This is a genomic window from Acinetobacter sp. YH01003, assembly GCF_013420525.1.
GTDB classification, from domain to species: Bacteria; Pseudomonadota; Gammaproteobacteria; order Pseudomonadales; family Moraxellaceae; genus Acinetobacter; species Acinetobacter towneri.
On sequence record NZ_VOXY01000003.1, the window covers coordinates 171,585 to 186,743 of the forward strand.

General features: G+C 41.1%; 18 protein-coding genes and 1 pseudogene. 10 read left to right on the forward strand and 9 right to left on the reverse strand.

Translation table 11 applies throughout. The annotated features are described in order from the left end of the window. Positions 1 to 45: 45 nt before the first annotated feature. The gene (gene serA, locus FTT70_RS05200; RefSeq protein ID WP_004974541.1) at positions 46 to 1,278 is read right to left on the reverse strand and encodes a phosphoglycerate dehydrogenase; all 1,233 of its coding nucleotides are present in this window, start codon (positions 1,276 to 1,278) and stop codon (positions 46 to 48) included. 347 nt (positions 1,279 to 1,625) lie between these two features. On the opposite strand from serA, the gene FTT70_RS05205 reads away from it, so the two are divergent. From FTT70_RS05205 to FTT70_RS05220, 4 genes and pseudogenes are all read left to right on the forward strand, one after another. Further along, positions 1,626 to 3,035, forward strand: a complete 1,410-nt coding sequence (locus tag FTT70_RS05205) for an FAD-binding oxidoreductase (protein ID WP_004974544.1) — start codon at positions 1,626 to 1,628, stop codon at positions 3,033 to 3,035. A gap of 157 nt (positions 3,036 to 3,192) precedes the next feature. After that, a complete protein-coding gene (locus FTT70_RS05210) occupies positions 3,193 to 3,564 on the forward strand; it encodes a hypothetical protein (protein WP_004974545.1) in 372 nt (123 codons plus the stop codon). 138 nt (positions 3,565 to 3,702) lie between these two features. Next, positions 3,703 to 3,813, forward strand: a pseudogene (locus tag FTT70_RS05215) (pirin family protein); the annotation flags it as partial. 181 nt (positions 3,814 to 3,994) lie between these two features. Beyond that, the gene (locus FTT70_RS05220; protein ID WP_167846350.1) at positions 3,995 to 5,224 is read left to right on the forward strand and encodes an MFS transporter; all 1,230 of its coding nucleotides are present in this window, start codon (positions 3,995 to 3,997) and stop codon (positions 5,222 to 5,224) included. Between the two features lie 123 nt (positions 5,225 to 5,347). On the opposite strand, the gene FTT70_RS05225 is transcribed toward FTT70_RS05220, so the two are convergent. From FTT70_RS05225 to FTT70_RS05240, 4 genes are all read right to left on the reverse strand, one after another. After that, positions 5,348 to 5,644 (reverse strand): DUF3817 domain-containing protein, encoded by a 297-nt coding sequence (locus tag FTT70_RS05225; RefSeq protein ID WP_004974548.1) that lies wholly within the window; start codon positions 5,642 to 5,644, stop codon positions 5,348 to 5,350. Positions 5,645 to 5,984: 340 nt separating this feature from the next. Next, positions 5,985 to 6,527: a superoxide dismutase family protein gene (sodC, locus tag FTT70_RS05230; RefSeq protein WP_179989059.1), complete on the reverse strand. Its 543-nt coding sequence runs from the start codon at positions 6,525 to 6,527 to the stop codon at positions 5,985 to 5,987. A 163-nt stretch (positions 6,528 to 6,690) separates the two neighbouring features. Further along, the gene (locus tag FTT70_RS05235; RefSeq protein ID WP_004974553.1) at positions 6,691 to 7,827 is read right to left on the reverse strand and encodes an AI-2E family transporter; all 1,137 of its coding nucleotides are present in this window, start codon (positions 7,825 to 7,827) and stop codon (positions 6,691 to 6,693) included. A gap of 108 nt (positions 7,828 to 7,935) precedes the next feature. Further along, positions 7,936 to 8,580, reverse strand: a complete 645-nt coding sequence (locus tag FTT70_RS05240; protein ID WP_180168378.1) for a ParA family protein — start codon at positions 8,578 to 8,580, stop codon at positions 7,936 to 7,938. Positions 8,581 to 8,695: 115 nt separating this feature from the next. On the opposite strand from FTT70_RS05240, the gene FTT70_RS05245 reads away from it, so the two are divergent. Together FTT70_RS05245 and FTT70_RS05250 are read left to right on the forward strand one after the other, a co-directional pair. After that, a complete protein-coding gene (locus FTT70_RS05245) occupies positions 8,696 to 9,169 on the forward strand; it encodes a Holliday junction resolvase-like protein (protein WP_180168379.1) in 474 nt (157 codons plus the stop codon). Between the two features lie 44 nt (positions 9,170 to 9,213). Next, positions 9,214 to 9,798, forward strand: coding sequence for a hypothetical protein (locus FTT70_RS05250; protein WP_180062287.1), 585 nt, complete (start codon positions 9,214 to 9,216; stop codon positions 9,796 to 9,798). On the opposite strand, the gene FTT70_RS05255 is transcribed toward FTT70_RS05250, so the two are convergent. Continuing rightward, positions 9,780 to 10,418 carry a class I SAM-dependent methyltransferase gene (locus FTT70_RS05255; RefSeq protein WP_180062288.1) on the reverse strand — a complete coding sequence of 213 codons (639 nt, stop codon included), beginning with the start codon at positions 10,416 to 10,418 and terminating at the stop codon, positions 9,780 to 9,782. The genes FTT70_RS05250 and FTT70_RS05255 overlap by 19 nt on opposite strands. Before the next feature lie 171 nt (positions 10,419 to 10,589). Here FTT70_RS05255 and FTT70_RS05260 point away from each other — a divergent pair, with 171 nt between their 5' ends. Beyond that, entirely contained in the window at positions 10,590 to 11,156 is a 567-nt protein-coding gene (locus FTT70_RS05260; protein WP_131260609.1) for a hypothetical protein, read from the forward strand. Positions 11,157 to 11,322: 166 nt separating this feature from the next. Here the strand turns inward: FTT70_RS05260 and FTT70_RS05265 are convergent, their stop codons facing one another. Beyond that, complete coding sequence (locus tag FTT70_RS05265) at positions 11,323 to 11,655, reverse strand: HopJ type III effector protein (RefSeq protein WP_154320287.1); 333 nt, start codon at positions 11,653 to 11,655, stop codon at positions 11,323 to 11,325. Between the two features lie 234 nt (positions 11,656 to 11,889). Between FTT70_RS05265 and crcB the strand changes: the two genes are divergently transcribed. Continuing rightward, positions 11,890 to 12,267 (forward strand): fluoride efflux transporter CrcB, encoded by a 378-nt coding sequence (gene crcB, locus FTT70_RS05270; protein WP_004974593.1) that lies wholly within the window; start codon positions 11,890 to 11,892, stop codon positions 12,265 to 12,267. Positions 12,268 to 12,480: 213 nt separating this feature from the next. Here crcB and FTT70_RS05275 read toward each other — a convergent pair whose 3' ends face one another. Next, complete coding sequence (locus FTT70_RS05275) at positions 12,481 to 12,729, reverse strand: type B 50S ribosomal protein L31 (protein ID WP_004974599.1); 249 nt, start codon at positions 12,727 to 12,729, stop codon at positions 12,481 to 12,483. 277 nt (positions 12,730 to 13,006) lie between these two features. Here FTT70_RS05275 and FTT70_RS05280 point away from each other — a divergent pair, with 277 nt between their 5' ends. Both FTT70_RS05280 and FTT70_RS05285 read left to right on the forward strand, forming a co-directional pair. After that, complete coding sequence (locus tag FTT70_RS05280) at positions 13,007 to 13,288, forward strand: type II toxin-antitoxin system RelB/DinJ family antitoxin (protein ID WP_004974600.1); 282 nt, start codon at positions 13,007 to 13,009, stop codon at positions 13,286 to 13,288. After that, positions 13,288 to 13,608: a type II toxin-antitoxin system PemK/MazF family toxin gene (locus tag FTT70_RS05285; protein ID WP_131260605.1), complete on the forward strand. Its 321-nt coding sequence runs from the start codon at positions 13,288 to 13,290 to the stop codon at positions 13,606 to 13,608. Before FTT70_RS05280 ends, FTT70_RS05285 begins: the two co-directional genes overlap by 1 nt. A 158-nt stretch (positions 13,609 to 13,766) precedes the next feature. Here the strand turns inward: FTT70_RS05285 and FTT70_RS05290 are convergent, their stop codons facing one another. Next, on the reverse strand, positions 13,767 to 15,065 hold the full coding sequence (locus FTT70_RS05290; protein WP_004974602.1) for an AarF/ABC1/UbiB kinase family protein: 1,299 nt from the start codon (positions 15,063 to 15,065) through the stop codon (positions 13,767 to 13,769). Positions 15,066 to 15,159 lie beyond the last annotated feature (94 nt).

Below are 15,159 nucleotides of genomic sequence, written 5' to 3' on the forward strand. Positions count from 1 at the left end.
CCACAGTACGCAGACTGTGGTTTTTTGTAGCATGCGCTGGTGGTATTAGAACAATACACGTACGCGAATTGTGCCTTCAACTTCATGCAAGGTATCAAGCGCTTCTTTAGATGCCGTTGCATCAACGTCCATTACTAAATAACCGACATCACCTTTGGTCATAAGTGATTGACCAGAGATGTTGATGCCATGTTCAGCAAACAAGTTGTTGATTTTAGACAATACACCTGGAATATTTTGGTGAATGTGTAATAAACGGTGCTTGCCTTCAGTTAATGGCAATGCAATTTCAGGGAAGTTCACTGCAGACAAAGTCATACCTTTATCTGAATATGCAACAAATTTCTCTGCCACTTCTAAACCAATGTTCGCTTGCGCTTCCATAGTAGAACCACCCACGTGCGGTGTTAAAATCACGTTTGGTAGGTTGCGTAGTGGAGAAACAAATTCTTCACCATTGGCTTTTGGTTCTTTCGGGAATACGTCAACTGCAGCACCTGCAATATGACCAGACTTGATAGCATCTGCCAAATCTTCAATCACCACACAAGTACCACGTGCCGCGTTAATGAAAATTGCGCCTTCTTTCATTTGTGCAAATTGTTCTTTTGCCATGAAATTGCGGGTAGATGGTACATCTGGAACGTGTAAAGAAACCACGTCAGCATTTGCCAATAATTCGCCCATAGAGCCAACTTGACGTGCATTACCTAAAGGTAACTTGGTTACAGCATCATAATAAATGACGTGCATACCCAAGCTTTCAGCCAATACTGAAAGTTGAGAACCGATTGAACCGTAACCCACGATACCTAAAGTTTTACCACGTGTTTCAAATGAACCGACTGCAGACTTGTTCCAGCCACCTGCATGTGTATCGGTTGATTTTTCAGGTACGCGACGTAGCAATAAAATTGCTTCAGCCAATACCAATTCTGCAACCGAACGGGTGTTTGAATAAGGGGCATTGAAAACTGGAATACCACGTTCCATTGCTGCAGTTAAGTTCACTTGGTTTGTACCAATACAGAAACAACCTACCGCAATTAGTTTGTTCGCAGCTTCAAAAACTTCTTCAGTTAGCTGTGTACGTGAACGAATTCCAATGAAATGCGCATCTTTAATCGCTTCTTTTAACGCATCGCCCTCAAGCGCTGTTTTACGATAATCGATGTTGGTATAACCCGCTGCATTTAACACGTCGATTGCGTTCTGGTGTACGCCTTCTAACAACAAGAAACGAATTTTATCTTTAGGTAGTGAAAGATGTTGGCTCATTACGGCTCCGCTACAAAGGCCAAATTTAGTGGCGGTATGATAACATAGGAGATGGGTCGATATACATTTCCTTTATGACCAAGAGTGCAGGTATTTTTTGTCAGATATAATCTCTTTCAGAAATATTGCCCAAAATTGCCCTGTTCTTACCACGTTATATTATCGGAATTGCCAATATTCACAGGTTTTTCAAAAAAATCGCTTATAATAAGCGGCGCACATGAAAGCCAACCCACGCTGTTGCTTTGATGCACATATTTAGTCTGCAGTATCTTCATCTTCAAATAGATCAAGATGTGCAGACAGTCGCTTTTCTTCCTGTTTAATTCTTGCTAGGTCTGCAAACGATGAATGCTCCAGTCGCTTTAACCCCTGAGTTATTGACCCAATTAACGGCAATAGTCGGTGAAAACCGTATTAAAACGGATGCTGATAGCCTCCAAAACTGGGGTCGTGACCATACAAAGCATTTTGATCCGAACCCATCGGTCATCGTTTTTCCATCAAGCACAGAGCAAGTACAAGCCATTGTAAAACTGGCGAATCAGTTTAATGTGGCCATTACTCCATCGGGCGGACGCACAGGTTTATCTGCAGGTGCAGTGGCAGCCAATGGTGAAATTGTCGTCAGCATGGACAAGATGAACCAAATCTTGGAATTTTTCCCTGCAGACCGTATGGTACGTGTGCAAGCGGGTGTGGTGACTGAGCAACTACAAAACTATGCCGAAGAACAAGGCATGTATTATCCAGTCGATTTTGCATCTTCAGGTTCTTCACAAATTGGCGGTAATATTGGTACCAATGCGGGCGGTATTAAAGTCATTAAATACGGCATGACCCGTAACTGGGTGTTGGGTCTGACTGTGGTAACAGGCAAAGGAGATATCCTGCGTCTGAACAAAGGCATGATCAAAAACGCAACAGGTTATGCGCTGCAACATTTATTTATTGGCGGTGAAGGCACACTTGGCTTAGTGACCGAAGCTGAAATTAAGCTAGAACGCCAACCGCAAGATTTGCAAGTGATGGTGTTGGGCGTACCTGATTTTAATTCGGTGATGCCTGTATTACATGCTTTCCAAGCTAAAATTGATCTGACTGCATTTGAATTCTTTGGTGAATTGGCGATGCAAAAAGTCTTGGATCATGGTCATGTGCAACGTCCATTTGAAACCCAATGTCCATTCTACGTGTTACTTGAATTTGAAGCGCCATTTGAGCCAATTATGGACAAGGCGATGGAAATTTTTGAACACTGTATGGAACAAGGCTGGGTGATGGATGGCGTATTGAGCCAAAGCCTAGACCAAGTTGAAAGTTTATGGCGTTTGCGTGAAGACATTTCTGAGTCGATTGCACCGTTTATTCCATATAAAAACGATATTTCAGTATTGATTACTCATGTTCCTGCATTTATTCAGGAAATTGATGCAATTGTGGCAGAAAACTATCCTGACTTTGAAATTTGCTGGTTCGGTCATATTGGTGATGGTAACTTGCACCTGAACATTCTAAAACCTGCCGATTTAAGCAAAGACGAATTCTTTGCCAAATGTCAGGTGGTAAATAAGTATGTATTTGATACTGTGAAGAAATATGATGGTTCTATTTCTGCAGAACACGGTGTAGGCATGACCAAAAAACCATATTTGGAATATTCACGTTCAGCTGAAGAAATTGAATATATGAAAGCGTTGAAAAAGGTTTTTGACCCTCAAGGCATTATGAACCCAGGCAAATTATTTGATTTGTAATTCCTTTCGCCTTTCATTTATTTAAGTGAATTGAAAAACGCATCCTCGTGATGCGTTTTTTTATGCCGCTGTTTTAATTTTACATTTCTGTTCTAGCGTTTCTGCTCGAACAAGGCATCATAGAAGCATAAATAATAATCAACATTTTGGAGGAGTTATGTTGCGTTTAATCACGGTTTCCGCATTGGGTGTTGCGTTATTGTCAGGCTGTGCGACTACACAGAATATTATTTCACAAGTTACGCCTGCAGAAACACCTTTGGCGCAGGTACTCAAACAACGTCCAGATTTGCGTAAAGAATTGGCTACCGTTGAAATTCGTCAATACTTTAACCGTGTCGAAGCACCAACTGCGGCAGAAGTAAAAATTACCGAAACAGGCTTAATGGATGATTCGGTACGTTCAATTCGTAGTATTTATCACTTTAAAAATATTAATGGACAATGGCAGCAGGGTGATGTGCAAACCGCTTACTTATGCGCACGTGGTAAAAATACCAAGACTTTCCAAAGCAAAAAATGTCCTTAAATTGCTGTAGGGCTTAGGTAAATCTTGCCTGATGTTCTAAAAATGCAACAAAGCGTCTGTGGATAATACTCGTGTTATCCACAGCTTTTATTTAGGATGACTTCATTCGATTCAAAAACGTGTGAGCGCAGCATGTCCATCAAAACTCTAGCATTTCTACACCGCAATGATAGCCGTTTTGCCGTGGGTGATTTTTATCCTGTGCTTTCGGTATTTTCACATTATGAATTGGGCAATACTGTATCGCCTTAACCCGCTGAAGGAGGTGATGCCTAACTTGGTCTGATGTCACATCAAGTGCCGCAATTTATTTAACGGACTTAAAAAATGCGCCATAAATTTTCCATTCAACTCTGTTAAACTGCAGCTCAATTTTCTATTTTTATGGGCTAAACGCGGCTGACTTGCATCGTTTTGTCCTTTATAACTCATGCCACAGCAGCAAAAAAATACCATTCAACGTGCCACACTCATGTTTCCCTTGGCTTTGGTCTTGTTTGAGTTCGCGGTTTATATTGGCAATGACTTGGTTCAACCCGCGATGTTGGCCGTCACACAAGATTTTGGTGTCAGTAGTGCATGGGCAGCTTCGTCCATGTCATTTTATTTGCTGGGGGGTGCTTGTGTGGCGTGGTTATTGGGGCCACTCTCTGACCGTTTGGGACGCAAAAAAGTATTATTGGGCGGCGTGGCATTTTTTACCCTAACCTGTTTATTGATTTTATTGACTCAGAACATTGAAAGCTTCCTTGTTCTTCGTTTTTTTCAAGGTTTTGGTTTGTCAGTCATTAGTGCAGTCGGTTATGCGGCTATTCAGGAAAACTTTGCAGAACGTGATGCAATTAAAGTCATGGCGCTCATGGCTAACGTCTCTTTACTTGCTCCCTTGCTCGGCCCAGTCTTAGGTGCATTTATGATTGAGCATGTTTCTTGGCATTGGGGTTTTATCGGCATAGCACTGTTGGCATTTTTGAGTTGGTTTGGACTGAAAGCCAAAATGCCTGAAAATCAGCAGCGTATTCCCAAACCTCCATTTCGAGATGTATGGGATGATTTTAAACAAGTTTTTCAAAATACCAGATTCTTAGGTTTGACATTGGCGCTGCCCTTATTGAGCATGCCTTTAATGTTGTGGATTGCGTTATCTCCTGTGATGTTGGTGGAAGAGTTAGGCTTTAGTAGTCTGCAATACGGTTTGGCGCAGTTTCCTGTTTTGGGTGGTTTGATTTTAGGCAATCTGGTACTGATGAAAGTCATTGACCGTTTACCTTTAGGAAAAACAGTCTTGATTGGTTTACCTTTAATGTTGTTGGGTAGTGTGCTGATCGTATTGGGGGCAATTTGGCAAAGTTATTTTGTTTGGTGTTTGGTGATTGGTATGAGCTTGATCAGTTTTGGTGAGGGAATGAGCTTCTCAGTCTTATACCGTTTCGCCTTAATGTCATCGGAAGTGTCTAAAGGTACTGTTGCTGCTAGTGTTTCAATGCTATTGATGCTGTGCTTTTTTATTGTGATTGAACTCGTACGTGTTTTATATATGCGGTTTGATATTTGGGCGTATAGTTTGGCTTGTTTGGTGTTGATAACGCTTTGGTTTAGTTTGCCACGCATGATGCTTAAACAGGTGATGCAGGAGCGAGTTGCTGCAGGGCAGTTTTAAGGGTTTAAATTTTTCAGCTGCATCATAAAACAAGGTGATGTGGCATCACCTTGCAAACATTTGATTTATAAATTAAATTTCAGAAAATGTGTAATATGATGAAAGCTGAAAAGGACTTGCAGATTAAGCTTGTACTGGTTGTTCCATCTTTTTCAATTTAGCATCAAAAACAAATGGGCCAAAAGGTAAAATTGAAGCAATTAAGCCCAAAATAAACATTTTAAGAGACCATTTTTGTTTTTCACAAACCACAAAAAGCACCACTAAAAATGCGATAAACAATACGCCGTGTCCCATACCTACATATTTCACTAAAATTGGGTTATCGAACATATATTTCATGGGCATAGCAATAAATAACAACAATAAGAATGAAATACCTTCTAGGAACCCAACCCAACGTAATGTTTTAATGTTCATGCCCAAATCTTTTTCATGTCGATAAAACAGCAGTGTAGCGCAAATAGTGACAATAGCAAAGACGAGCTGTTGGGAGCTCTGCACATTGATGAACTAGATACGATGGCTGCAAAATTGAGCTAATTTTGTGCAAGTTAGTAGCAAGTTATTCAAAAACGAGTAAGTGTGGTTATGAAATACGACCGATATAAAGCAAGAAGAGCTGCATTGAGTGTCGTTTGAGAATAATCCTAAAAAAGATAAATTTTACTTTTTGCGGATAAGTCGAAAGGCATGTGTATAACCCTTAACTTATCCACAATTGGTAATAAATGTTTTATTGAAAATGCATCATGCTCGCTTAAATAATCCCACAGGCAATTCGCTCACCGCCGCCGCCCAATGGTTTTGGATGGTCAGCATAGTTATCACCGCCTGCATGAATCATCAAGGCCAACCCTTCAACTTGTGCCAATGTTAAACGGGGTGCAATCACAGTCACTTTGGCTGTTCCGTCGTTTGCAACACTTAAAGCCGGTAAGTCCCCTAAATGTCCTGTCAGCGGTGTACCATGATTCGGGATATTTTTGGGATTAAAATGTCCGCCCGCTGCCAAAGCAGCAACCATTTTTCCATCTTTTTCTGCTACTGCACATGAACCTTTTTCATGGATATGAAAACCTCGTTCGCCTGCAGGGAGTTGTTGGAGTTGGGGGTGAATGACTAAGCCTGCTGCACTGTCACGCAGTTCAACCGTACCTAATTCCTTGCCAATCCCTTGTGCTGAAACAGCATGCATTTTTAAGATTTTAGATTTTTGTTGTGTGGTCGCGGTGGTGCTGCAACCCATAAGTACTAGGCTGCTAAAAGCAGCAAGACTGGCAAATTTGAGTATTGAGCGCATAAAAGACATCCTATTTGTTGTGCATAATATTTAGGGATGTCTTGATTGAAGCAAAGTTAGCTCCGTTACAATACAACGTTTGCGTAGTAGTATGTATGTACTGTGTTGAGCTGATTTATTCAGATCAACACAGCCATGTGAGCAATATGATCAGTAAAACAGCTTAATCAAGCTTTGAATTGGATGATGAATCGTCTTCAGGGAGATCATGCGCAAGGGTAGCTTTGGGCATCATTAATCCTTCATTGTTGTTTTCATGCAACCACTCACGCCAAATAGCGAGTAAGACTGCCAAAATCACAGGGCCAATAAATAGACCAATCAGACCAAAACTGGCAATTCCACCTAAAACTCCAAACATGATCAACAGGAATGGAATTTGAGTGGCACCCGAAATCACCAAAGGACGAATCACGTTATCAGCAGTGCTGACCACACACACGCCCCACGCCATCACACCAATGGCTTCCATGGTATGCCCTTGGCTAAATAACCACAGCGACACCGAACCATAAGCTAACGGTGGGCCAAACGGAATTAAGGCAAATAAGAAAGTCACAATGGTCAGTACCATCGGATTAGGTACCCCAGCGACAAAATAGCTCACGCCTGCGAGTAAGGCTTGCGCAATTGCGGTGAGTCCAACGCCATAGACCACAGCACGTGTGGTTTCAGAAATAGTATCTAAATAGTGATGAATACGTGGCCCAATCACCATTTCCAAAGCTTTGCTGACTTGATGCAAAATGGTGTGACCATCGCGGTAGAAAAAGAATAACGATAGCAGGGCAAAACCAAGTTTGATTAGGTTTTTGCTGACTTCATTAATCACCACTTTGCCGTAATTTAAATGCCCTTGAATCCATAAGGAAATGGATTGCACAATGCTGTTCGGATCGTGATTAATTTCTTTAAGGGTGCGGGTGACTTCTTTACCAATAATAGGTAAATTGCGAATGAAATCAGGGACATTTAAGTGTCCAGAAAACACCTGTTTTTGTAATTCGTAATATAAGTTGCGACCTTCATGTTGCAGGATAAAAATGGCAAAGGTGAGTGGAATACCGACCACTAAAGTGACCATCAGCATCATTAAGGCTGCACTGAGCGTAGGACGATGACCGCACAGACGTAGCACCGACTGATACAGGGGCCAACTCATATAGGCAATGATCGCTGCCCAAACAACTGGAACAATAAAATATTTGAGTATGTGAAAACCCAAAAAGATCAGGACAAAAAACAGTCCAAACAATAAAATTTTTTGTAATGTTGGCGCGTACTGTTGCACTGAATTCACTGAAACATTCCTAAGGTCATGTGCCATATTAACTGAAAAAAAAGCTCCCGAAAACGAGAGCTTGGTAAGTTCTGGTGAATAAGTTCTAAACGGTGGCGATTCTAGGCTTTAAAACCATTGAGCAGGGTCATCTACAATGGCATTCAGTACAGGCTGCCATTGATCTTGCATTTGCAGATAAGTTTTTTGGGTTTTATCAAAAATACTTAAACCTTGCATTGCCAATTGTCCATAGGCTGCACGTTCTGAAATCCATGCCACAGGCTGTTGCTCGATTTTCTGGAAAAAATCCTGAATATCTTTAGAGCTGGCAGAGTTGGGTTTGACCCGATTGGCCAGCAGCAAAATTTGGACTTTACCTTTACGAATCCGCTTAATGTCTTGTAAGTGTTTTAAGAAGCGGCGGGTTGAGTCAATATCGAAAAAAGAAGGTTGCAGCGGAGTAATAATCGTATGCGCTTCACTAATCAATTGCTCGGCATGTTCGCCCGATAATGCGCCAGGTGCATCAATAATTAAATATTCAATGTTTTTGGGTGCATCGCCAATCGACTTTTCATGACGCCAATCTAAACTTTGAATTGGAGCGGCTGTTTCTGGTCGTTGTTTTAACCATTGCAGCGCAGATTTTTGATTGTCGGCATCCGCCAAAGCAACTTTATAGCCTTTTTGTGCAAGCGCAGATGCTAAACTAATAGCCGTAATGGTTTTTCCACAGCCACCTTTTTGGTTGGCAATTAATATAGTTTTCATGACCCTCGAATCGATTTTAATCTGCTCATCCCTAGCATATCATTGTTTTGTGCTCGGAATATGACAGTTGACAAAAGTCGTATCGAGTTCTGCAAAAAAGGTTTAGGAAGGTTTTATGTCAATCTGGATGGCGATGCTGATAGGTGCCTGTATAGGCGTGGTGCTGACCACCTTAATTTTAAGCAATAGCCGCAATGGACGGATTAAAGCCGAGTATGAACAATATATTGCAGAAATTGAATTGGCACATCAGCAGGCGTTATTGCAGGCACAAAAGCGCAGTGTAAATACCAGTCGTGCGGTGTTGAAAGGCAAAATGGCAGAGCAATTAGCACCGATTATGCCCGAATTTCAGTATTTACCGAGCGATGCCAAATTTTTAGGTGATCCTGTTGATTATATCGTGTTTGATGGTTATACCGATTATCGGGATGGCAATGGGCGTGCCGAAGATATTGCAATTGTCCTGATTGATATTAAGAGTGGTGGCGCACGTTTGACCAAAGGTCAGCAAGCAATTGCGCAGGCCATTCAGCAGGGCAGACTGCGTTTTGAAACCATTCGGATTGATTTTCAAGATGCTGATTAAGCTTGATCAAGGTGAAGCATGAGTCAAATACAGGACAGCGTAACATGAAACAACTTTCCATTGCCTTGGCTTTATTTTGTGTGCTGTTATGGAGTTGGGCCGAGTTTTTTCGTGCCATTCCACATTTACAAGAATCTGGGGTTTTAAAGAATTTCAAACTAAGTTCAGTCGCAGCGTTTCAGACAGAAGTGACCGTGCTCAATAAGCGTTTTGTTAAACCACAGCGGCAGGTTCTACACCAAGCCAGCCCTTATGTGGGGCATTTTAATGACTTGGCTTATGTGAGTAATATTGATGTATTGGTGACTCAAAAAAGTTTGCCAAATATGTCTGCAAAACTGACGTTTGACCAACCTAGACGTTGCTTCAAGGTTGAAGGACAGCTGAGTGCAGCAGAACAGGCAGTAATACAACAGCAGGTTCAACATTTAAGTGTGATTGCCGCCAATGCGCAAATCGCAAATCAAATTCGTCGGCTAAAAGCGGGGCAGCGTATACAGCTACAAGGCGATATTGTTCACGTACATTCTGTGAAATCTGGGCAGGCCTTTTGGGTTGGCGTTGGTTCAGCCTATGCAGCGCAATGTGTGTTGCTGCGTATCACTCATATTCAGAAAATTGCTGCTTGAGGTTTATGCACTCGCGCCAATAACATGCGCTGTGCCAGCCTTGGAATGCCTGCAACATCGAAATATTGAACTTCTCCCAATTCAAAACCAGTTTCGAGTAGGGCAATTTCAATGTCACGGTTTAAGTGACAGCCATCTGCAACTTTTTTTTGAATAGGCGTGAGCAGATGCTGTAAACGCTGAATATTCAAGTTGTGTCGATTTAAAACGTGTTCTACGAGGTGCAAAGTGCCGCCTGGTTGTAAGACGCGATAAATTTCTCGCAGGCTTTGTTCTAGGTCTGGAATACTGCACAACGTCCAAGTGGATACCACATGCTGCAATTGATCATTTGTAAAAGGCAATTGTTCTGCGCTTGCGGTGATCTGCTCAACCACGAACGGTGTTGCATCAATTCGTTCCTGCGCCAATTGGAAAATTGCTGTATTGGGTTCTAAGGCATATACAGTATCTACACCTTGATAAAAAGGTAAATTTAAACCTGTGCCAAAGCCAATTTCCAAAACTTCACCCGATACGCCCAATAAAAGCTCACGTCGCAAATCCATTAAGGAAGGGGTTTGCATGACCTGATTCAGCAAGTGCGGGAAAATATGTTTTTGATAAAATTTATAGAGCATGTGCAGATCTAATTATTGATTTTTATGCCGATAAGCTTAGCTGAAATTACAGGGTTTTTGCCATGTCAGAATGAGCCAATGACTGCATTTTGTTACCAATTTCAACTATTGTATTCATGATCTGTGATTAAGATAAATATAGATAGATGAATTTAATAGGCAGATTTTAAGATGAACACGCATATTTCGCTAAAACTCACGGCATTGTTACTGACTCTGGCTTTGCCATGTTCCGTCTATGCTGCGGTCGAGCGTAATATTGCCAAAGGCTTGCCTCCTGTATTGAAAAGTCAGTCGATTGAAGTGTTGCAACCCTTTAAAGGTGATTTTCGGATTTTGGGTTCAAAAATCTATCAAGATGATGCCCAAGCCAAATTTTCTCCGATTGATTATGCGGTGAGTTGGGGCTTGTTTGCTGAGCCTGAAATTGCCCGTCATATCACAGTCAATCAATATGACCGCTATTTAAACTGGAAAATAGACCGTTTACCTGTGCCTGCTGAACAAGCCATGCAAATGGTATCTAATATGCACATCATTCCTGCCAACCCAAAAATTGCCAAAGACATTCAAAAAGTAAAACGAGGTGATTTGGTACGTTTAAAAGGTGAGTTGGTTGAAGTGAAAGATCACGACTTGGTTTGGACATCCTCTCTTACACCCACCGATACGGGGGATGGTGCTTGTGAAGTATTTCGCGTTAGTTCAATTCAGTGGATTGAAAAAGTCAAAAGCTGAGTGTGATGTTTAGTTTAGAGTTTGAATTGTAGATAGTTGCCGAAACCGCATCTTATACACGGTAAATAGCTTCAGTATTGCTCCACGTGAAACGTACACATCCCTAATAAAAAACCGCATGATTAGGTTTAACTTTCATGCGGTTTTTGCTTGGTTAAAGTTGTTTTTATTTGGCGCTAAGGGCTAGCGTTTCAAACTGAATACCATCCCAACCGTGCTGCATAAACTGGCGGATATTTTGATGATCAATTCCTTCAGGTGTCGCAAGTACCGAAGCATAATGTTCCGCAAATAGGCTGAGGGTTTGCGCCTGATTTAAGCCATTGAGTTTCGCAAATGAAAAGATTTTGGCACTGCCTTGATTTTCAGTGGCCGCATTGTTTTGTTGTCCATTTTTAAATGCGGTTGGGGTGTGGTTATAGTGTGCTTCAATGAATGCAATCACATCGGCAAATGTTGCACTGCCTGCCTCAACTTGAGCCAATAATTCTTTTGCCATGACATCCTCCACATGTGCCTAAATTGAAATAATATGCAGACTAGCGCAATTTGGTTTTGAGTGGAAAACTTTTTCGTGTATTTAACTTATGTGATTTAGGAAGATGTAAAATCTGAGCAAAGATATGGATGCTTCGGGCAAGAATATCTTGAAATACAGAGAGAGATCACATGTGACTAAAAATTATGGCTGTGAGAAATACACGACATAGCCGCAAAAAGGACAGTAGAACAGATGAATTGGCTATTGGTGGCAATTGGTGGTGCATTGGGGGCAAGTTTACGTTATGCCGCAAGCCTGTATTTATTTAAATCGGCACAGCATTTTCCATGGGCAACGTGGTCGGTCAATCTGTTTGGCTGCTTTTTGGCAGGTGTATTTTTTGCATTGAGTCAGAAATATCCTGTGTTGCAGCAGGAAGCCCGCTTATTACTGATGGTAGGTATTTTAGGTGGCTTTACCACTTTTTCCAGTTTTAGTTTGGAAACTTGGCAACTCTTAAGACATGGACAGCAAGGTATGGCGTTTAGTTATGCGCTTTCCAGTGTGGTTTTGGGAGTGATGTTGCTGGGATTGGGTTTTTATGTGATTCAACAGTTTTTAAAACATTAGATTAGGGTCTGTACCAAATCAATCGTTGAGTAGAAAAATCCATTAGATAAAAATTATAAATAAAAAGAAGCCCAAGCTGGAGGAGAGTGCTTGGGCTTTGAATATAGAGGATATCCCATCGTTTCGATGAGCAATCTTGCTATGTTTAAAATATAAAACAGAAAACTTAACTGAATATGAAGTGATTGTGAGATTTTGCAATAAAACTCAAGCTTAGCGTTTGAAACGTGCAAAGCGTTTGTTGAAGCTTGCCACACGTCCTTCATTGCTGGTTTGACGTTGTTCGCCTGTGTAGAACGGATGCGATGCGCTTGAAATATCCAAAGTCACATAAGGATATACTTTGCCTTCATATTCTTTACTTTGGCTGCTTTGTAAGGTGCTGCCAATCACAAAATAGGCATTGGCGTTGGTGTCGTGAAATAAAACTTCACGATATTCTGGGTGGATATTCGGACGCATGAGATTTCTCCAAACTAAGTGTATATTTAAGTAAATGTTATAACATAACATTTGATTTGGCAAATAAAACCCACATGCATTCTTTCTAGTGAGTTTTACATAAAAATTATCCAATCTTTTTCTAAACCCGTTGTATAAGGGCTTTCATTGAGGGAATAGTGTCTGCACAGATTAAATAATTTTTTCTATTTGAAGTGAAAAGGCATCGTAAGAACAAGTTTGACCCGTGCCATTTTAAGGCATAAAATGGCATTTAGTGGTGTAAATGGAGCATATGATGACAACATTGGTAAAAAAACGGGTTCAATACACGGTTGATCAGGCAATTATGGAATCAGCAGAATACATTATGACAAAAGTTGGTCTGACGCCTGCTACTGTAATGAGCATGGTTTATGCTGAAATTGCACGAACTGGCAAAATACCTGTCACGACTCAGGTGAGTGACGAGGATTTGAATACAGCAAGATTAATCGCGATGAGCCATAATGTTCCTAGTGTAAAAGTGTCTAGCGCTGCTGATGCTGCTGCTTTTTTAGAAGATGATGGCGGCTACTAATGACCCAACAACTCTATTGGGCTTATGTTGGCTTTACAGATATTGCCGAGGGTAAGACCAGACCTGTGTTGTATATTCGCCAAACGGACACCGACTATGTTGTATTCCGTTTAAGTAGTCAGTACGAAAATAAGTCTGCTTTTATTAAAAGCAAATATGTGGAAATTAAAAACTGGCAACAGGCTGGTTTAAAAAAGCCATCGTGGATTGATACAGTACAAACATATCAGCTGCCTATCCAAAAAACACAACTCACTTATATTGGACAACTGTCTGCCGATGATCTGGAATGCTTAATCAAACACCTTGAAATTCAATAATTTGAATTTCATCGTTTCAACTTGAATGAATCGGTTTAGATAACAAAAAATCCTCCTACATTTGGGAGGATTTTTTGTCTGGATTATAATTTTAGTTACGGAGCATAAAACAGATTGGGCTTTATTTTCAGCATCCTTTGCTGAGTCCAAAGTTGAGTCTAAGCTCGCGGTGGAACCAACTCCTCAAAAATATCATTTAAATTATCATGTACTTTTAAATGAATTAAATTCCAATAATGCCCTGAAACAGTTCGATTCACCATTAAGGTATCGGGAGAAGGCTTAAACACATCCCAATATTTCAATGAACTTTTGACCAACTCAACGCCATCATGATGGGCAGAATTTTCAGCAAAATCATAATGTGTGGTTAGCGGACGCATCAGCACTTCTAACCATTGCAAATATAAATCTTCAGGGAATTTACCCAATGCAGAAATTGCCTGCAGTGCATCTAGATGCTGTTCAATTTCGGCAATATCTTGCGCACGCGCAGCATGAATCAGTTGTCGAAAATGATGCACTACATCATTCGATAGAGTTTTGACGCCGCCGTAATCATAAATCACCACAGAACCATCTTGGCGGAACGCAAAGTTGCCCGGATGCGGGTCGCAATGAAAGCGTTTTAAATAAAAGATTTCTTGACCCATGGCACGCAATAAACGTCGTCCCAAAGTGTTGCGGGTACGCTGTGACCATGTGCTTGCCGTTTCTATATTTTCACCTTGTTCCAAACTTAAGGTGAGAATATGCCGCGAAGAATAGTCTTTAAACACTTGTGGGATAATAATTTTATCATCCAAAGCCGCGTGAAAGGTACGCGCTACTTCTAGGTTTTGTGCCTCAATCTGGTAGTTCAGCTCATTGTCTAAACTTTCCTGAATTTCCTGAAATAGACGGTCTTGTAATTTACGGTCTATTTTAAGTACACCCATTAAACGCAGTGCCAAACGGACTTGTTTCAGGTCACTTTCGCAGGCTTCATCGACCCCAGGATATTGCACTTTGACCACCACTTGCTCGCCATTGGGTAAAATGGCTTTATGCACTTGCCCAATAGATGCGGCTGCAAACGGAGTTTCATCAAAGTGTTTAAAAATTTTGTCGAGCGGTTTACCGAGTTCTTTTTCAACTTGTGCCTTAATTTCAGCAAAAGGCATGGCAGGTGCTTGGCGCTGTAATTTACTGATGGCTTTGGCAACTTCAGGCGGAAAAATATCTTTATATTGCGAGGCAATTTGCCCGACTTTCATCACCGCACCTTTCATTTCGCCTAAGGTATCAGCAATTTGGATACCAATATCCTGAAACAATTGGCTGCGTGCCGCATTTTTTTGTTCTTCATCTGCGGTGAGGTTTTTAATCGAGTTCGATACCGTTTTGGTTGCAATACTTGCTGTCATGCTCGCAAGTTTCATAAAGCGACGACCAGGTGTACGCGCCGTTTTTGCCATGCGATGTTCCTCAAGATCATCTTTACTATCTTTTGATCATAAGTGTTCGTGAGCAAAATGCCTACTTTTAATTGTTAAAGTATTTTTTGATCAC

Coding starts and splice junctions, on each gene's coding strand:
- sodC (WP_179989059.1), bottom strand. CDS start 6,527: ATGCGCTCAATACTCAAATTTGCCAGTCTTGCTGCTTTTAGCAGCCTA.
- serA (WP_004974541.1), bottom strand. CDS start 1,278: ATGAGCCAACATCTTTCACTACCTAAAGATAAAATTCGTTTCTTGTTG.
- FTT70_RS05290 (WP_004974602.1), bottom strand. CDS start 15,065: ATGGCAAAAACGGCGCGTACACCTGGTCGTCGCTTTATGAAACTTGCG.
- crcB (WP_004974593.1), top strand. CDS start 11,890: ATGAATTGGCTATTGGTGGCAATTGGTGGTGCATTGGGGGCAAGTTTA.
- FTT70_RS05250 (WP_180062287.1), top strand. CDS start 9,214: ATGAAACAACTTTCCATTGCCTTGGCTTTATTTTGTGTGCTGTTATGG.
- FTT70_RS05265 (WP_154320287.1), bottom strand. CDS start 11,655: ATGGCAAAAGAATTATTGGCTCAAGTTGAGGCAGGCAGTGCAACATTT.
- FTT70_RS05240 (WP_180168378.1), bottom strand. CDS start 8,580: ATGAAAACTATATTAATTGCCAACCAAAAAGGTGGCTGTGGAAAAACC.
- FTT70_RS05280 (WP_004974600.1), top strand. CDS start 13,007: ATGACAACATTGGTAAAAAAACGGGTTCAATACACGGTTGATCAGGCA.
- FTT70_RS05255 (WP_180062288.1), bottom strand. CDS start 10,418: ATGCTCTATAAATTTTATCAAAAACATATTTTCCCGCACTTGCTGAAT.
- FTT70_RS05205 (WP_004974544.1), top strand. CDS start 1,626: ATGAATGCTCCAGTCGCTTTAACCCCTGAGTTATTGACCCAATTAACG.
- FTT70_RS05275 (WP_004974599.1), bottom strand. CDS start 12,729: ATGCGTCCGAATATCCACCCAGAATATCGTGAAGTTTTATTTCACGAC.
- FTT70_RS05260 (WP_131260609.1), top strand. CDS start 10,590: ATGAACACGCATATTTCGCTAAAACTCACGGCATTGTTACTGACTCTG.
- FTT70_RS05245 (WP_180168379.1), top strand. CDS start 8,696: ATGTCAATCTGGATGGCGATGCTGATAGGTGCCTGTATAGGCGTGGTG.
- FTT70_RS05225 (WP_004974548.1), bottom strand. CDS start 5,644: ATGAACATTAAAACATTACGTTGGGTTGGGTTCCTAGAAGGTATTTCA.
- FTT70_RS05285 (WP_131260605.1), top strand. CDS start 13,288: ATGACCCAACAACTCTATTGGGCTTATGTTGGCTTTACAGATATTGCC.
- FTT70_RS05220 (WP_167846350.1), top strand. CDS start 3,995: ATGCCACAGCAGCAAAAAAATACCATTCAACGTGCCACACTCATGTTT.
- FTT70_RS05210 (WP_004974545.1), top strand. CDS start 3,193: ATGTTGCGTTTAATCACGGTTTCCGCATTGGGTGTTGCGTTATTGTCA.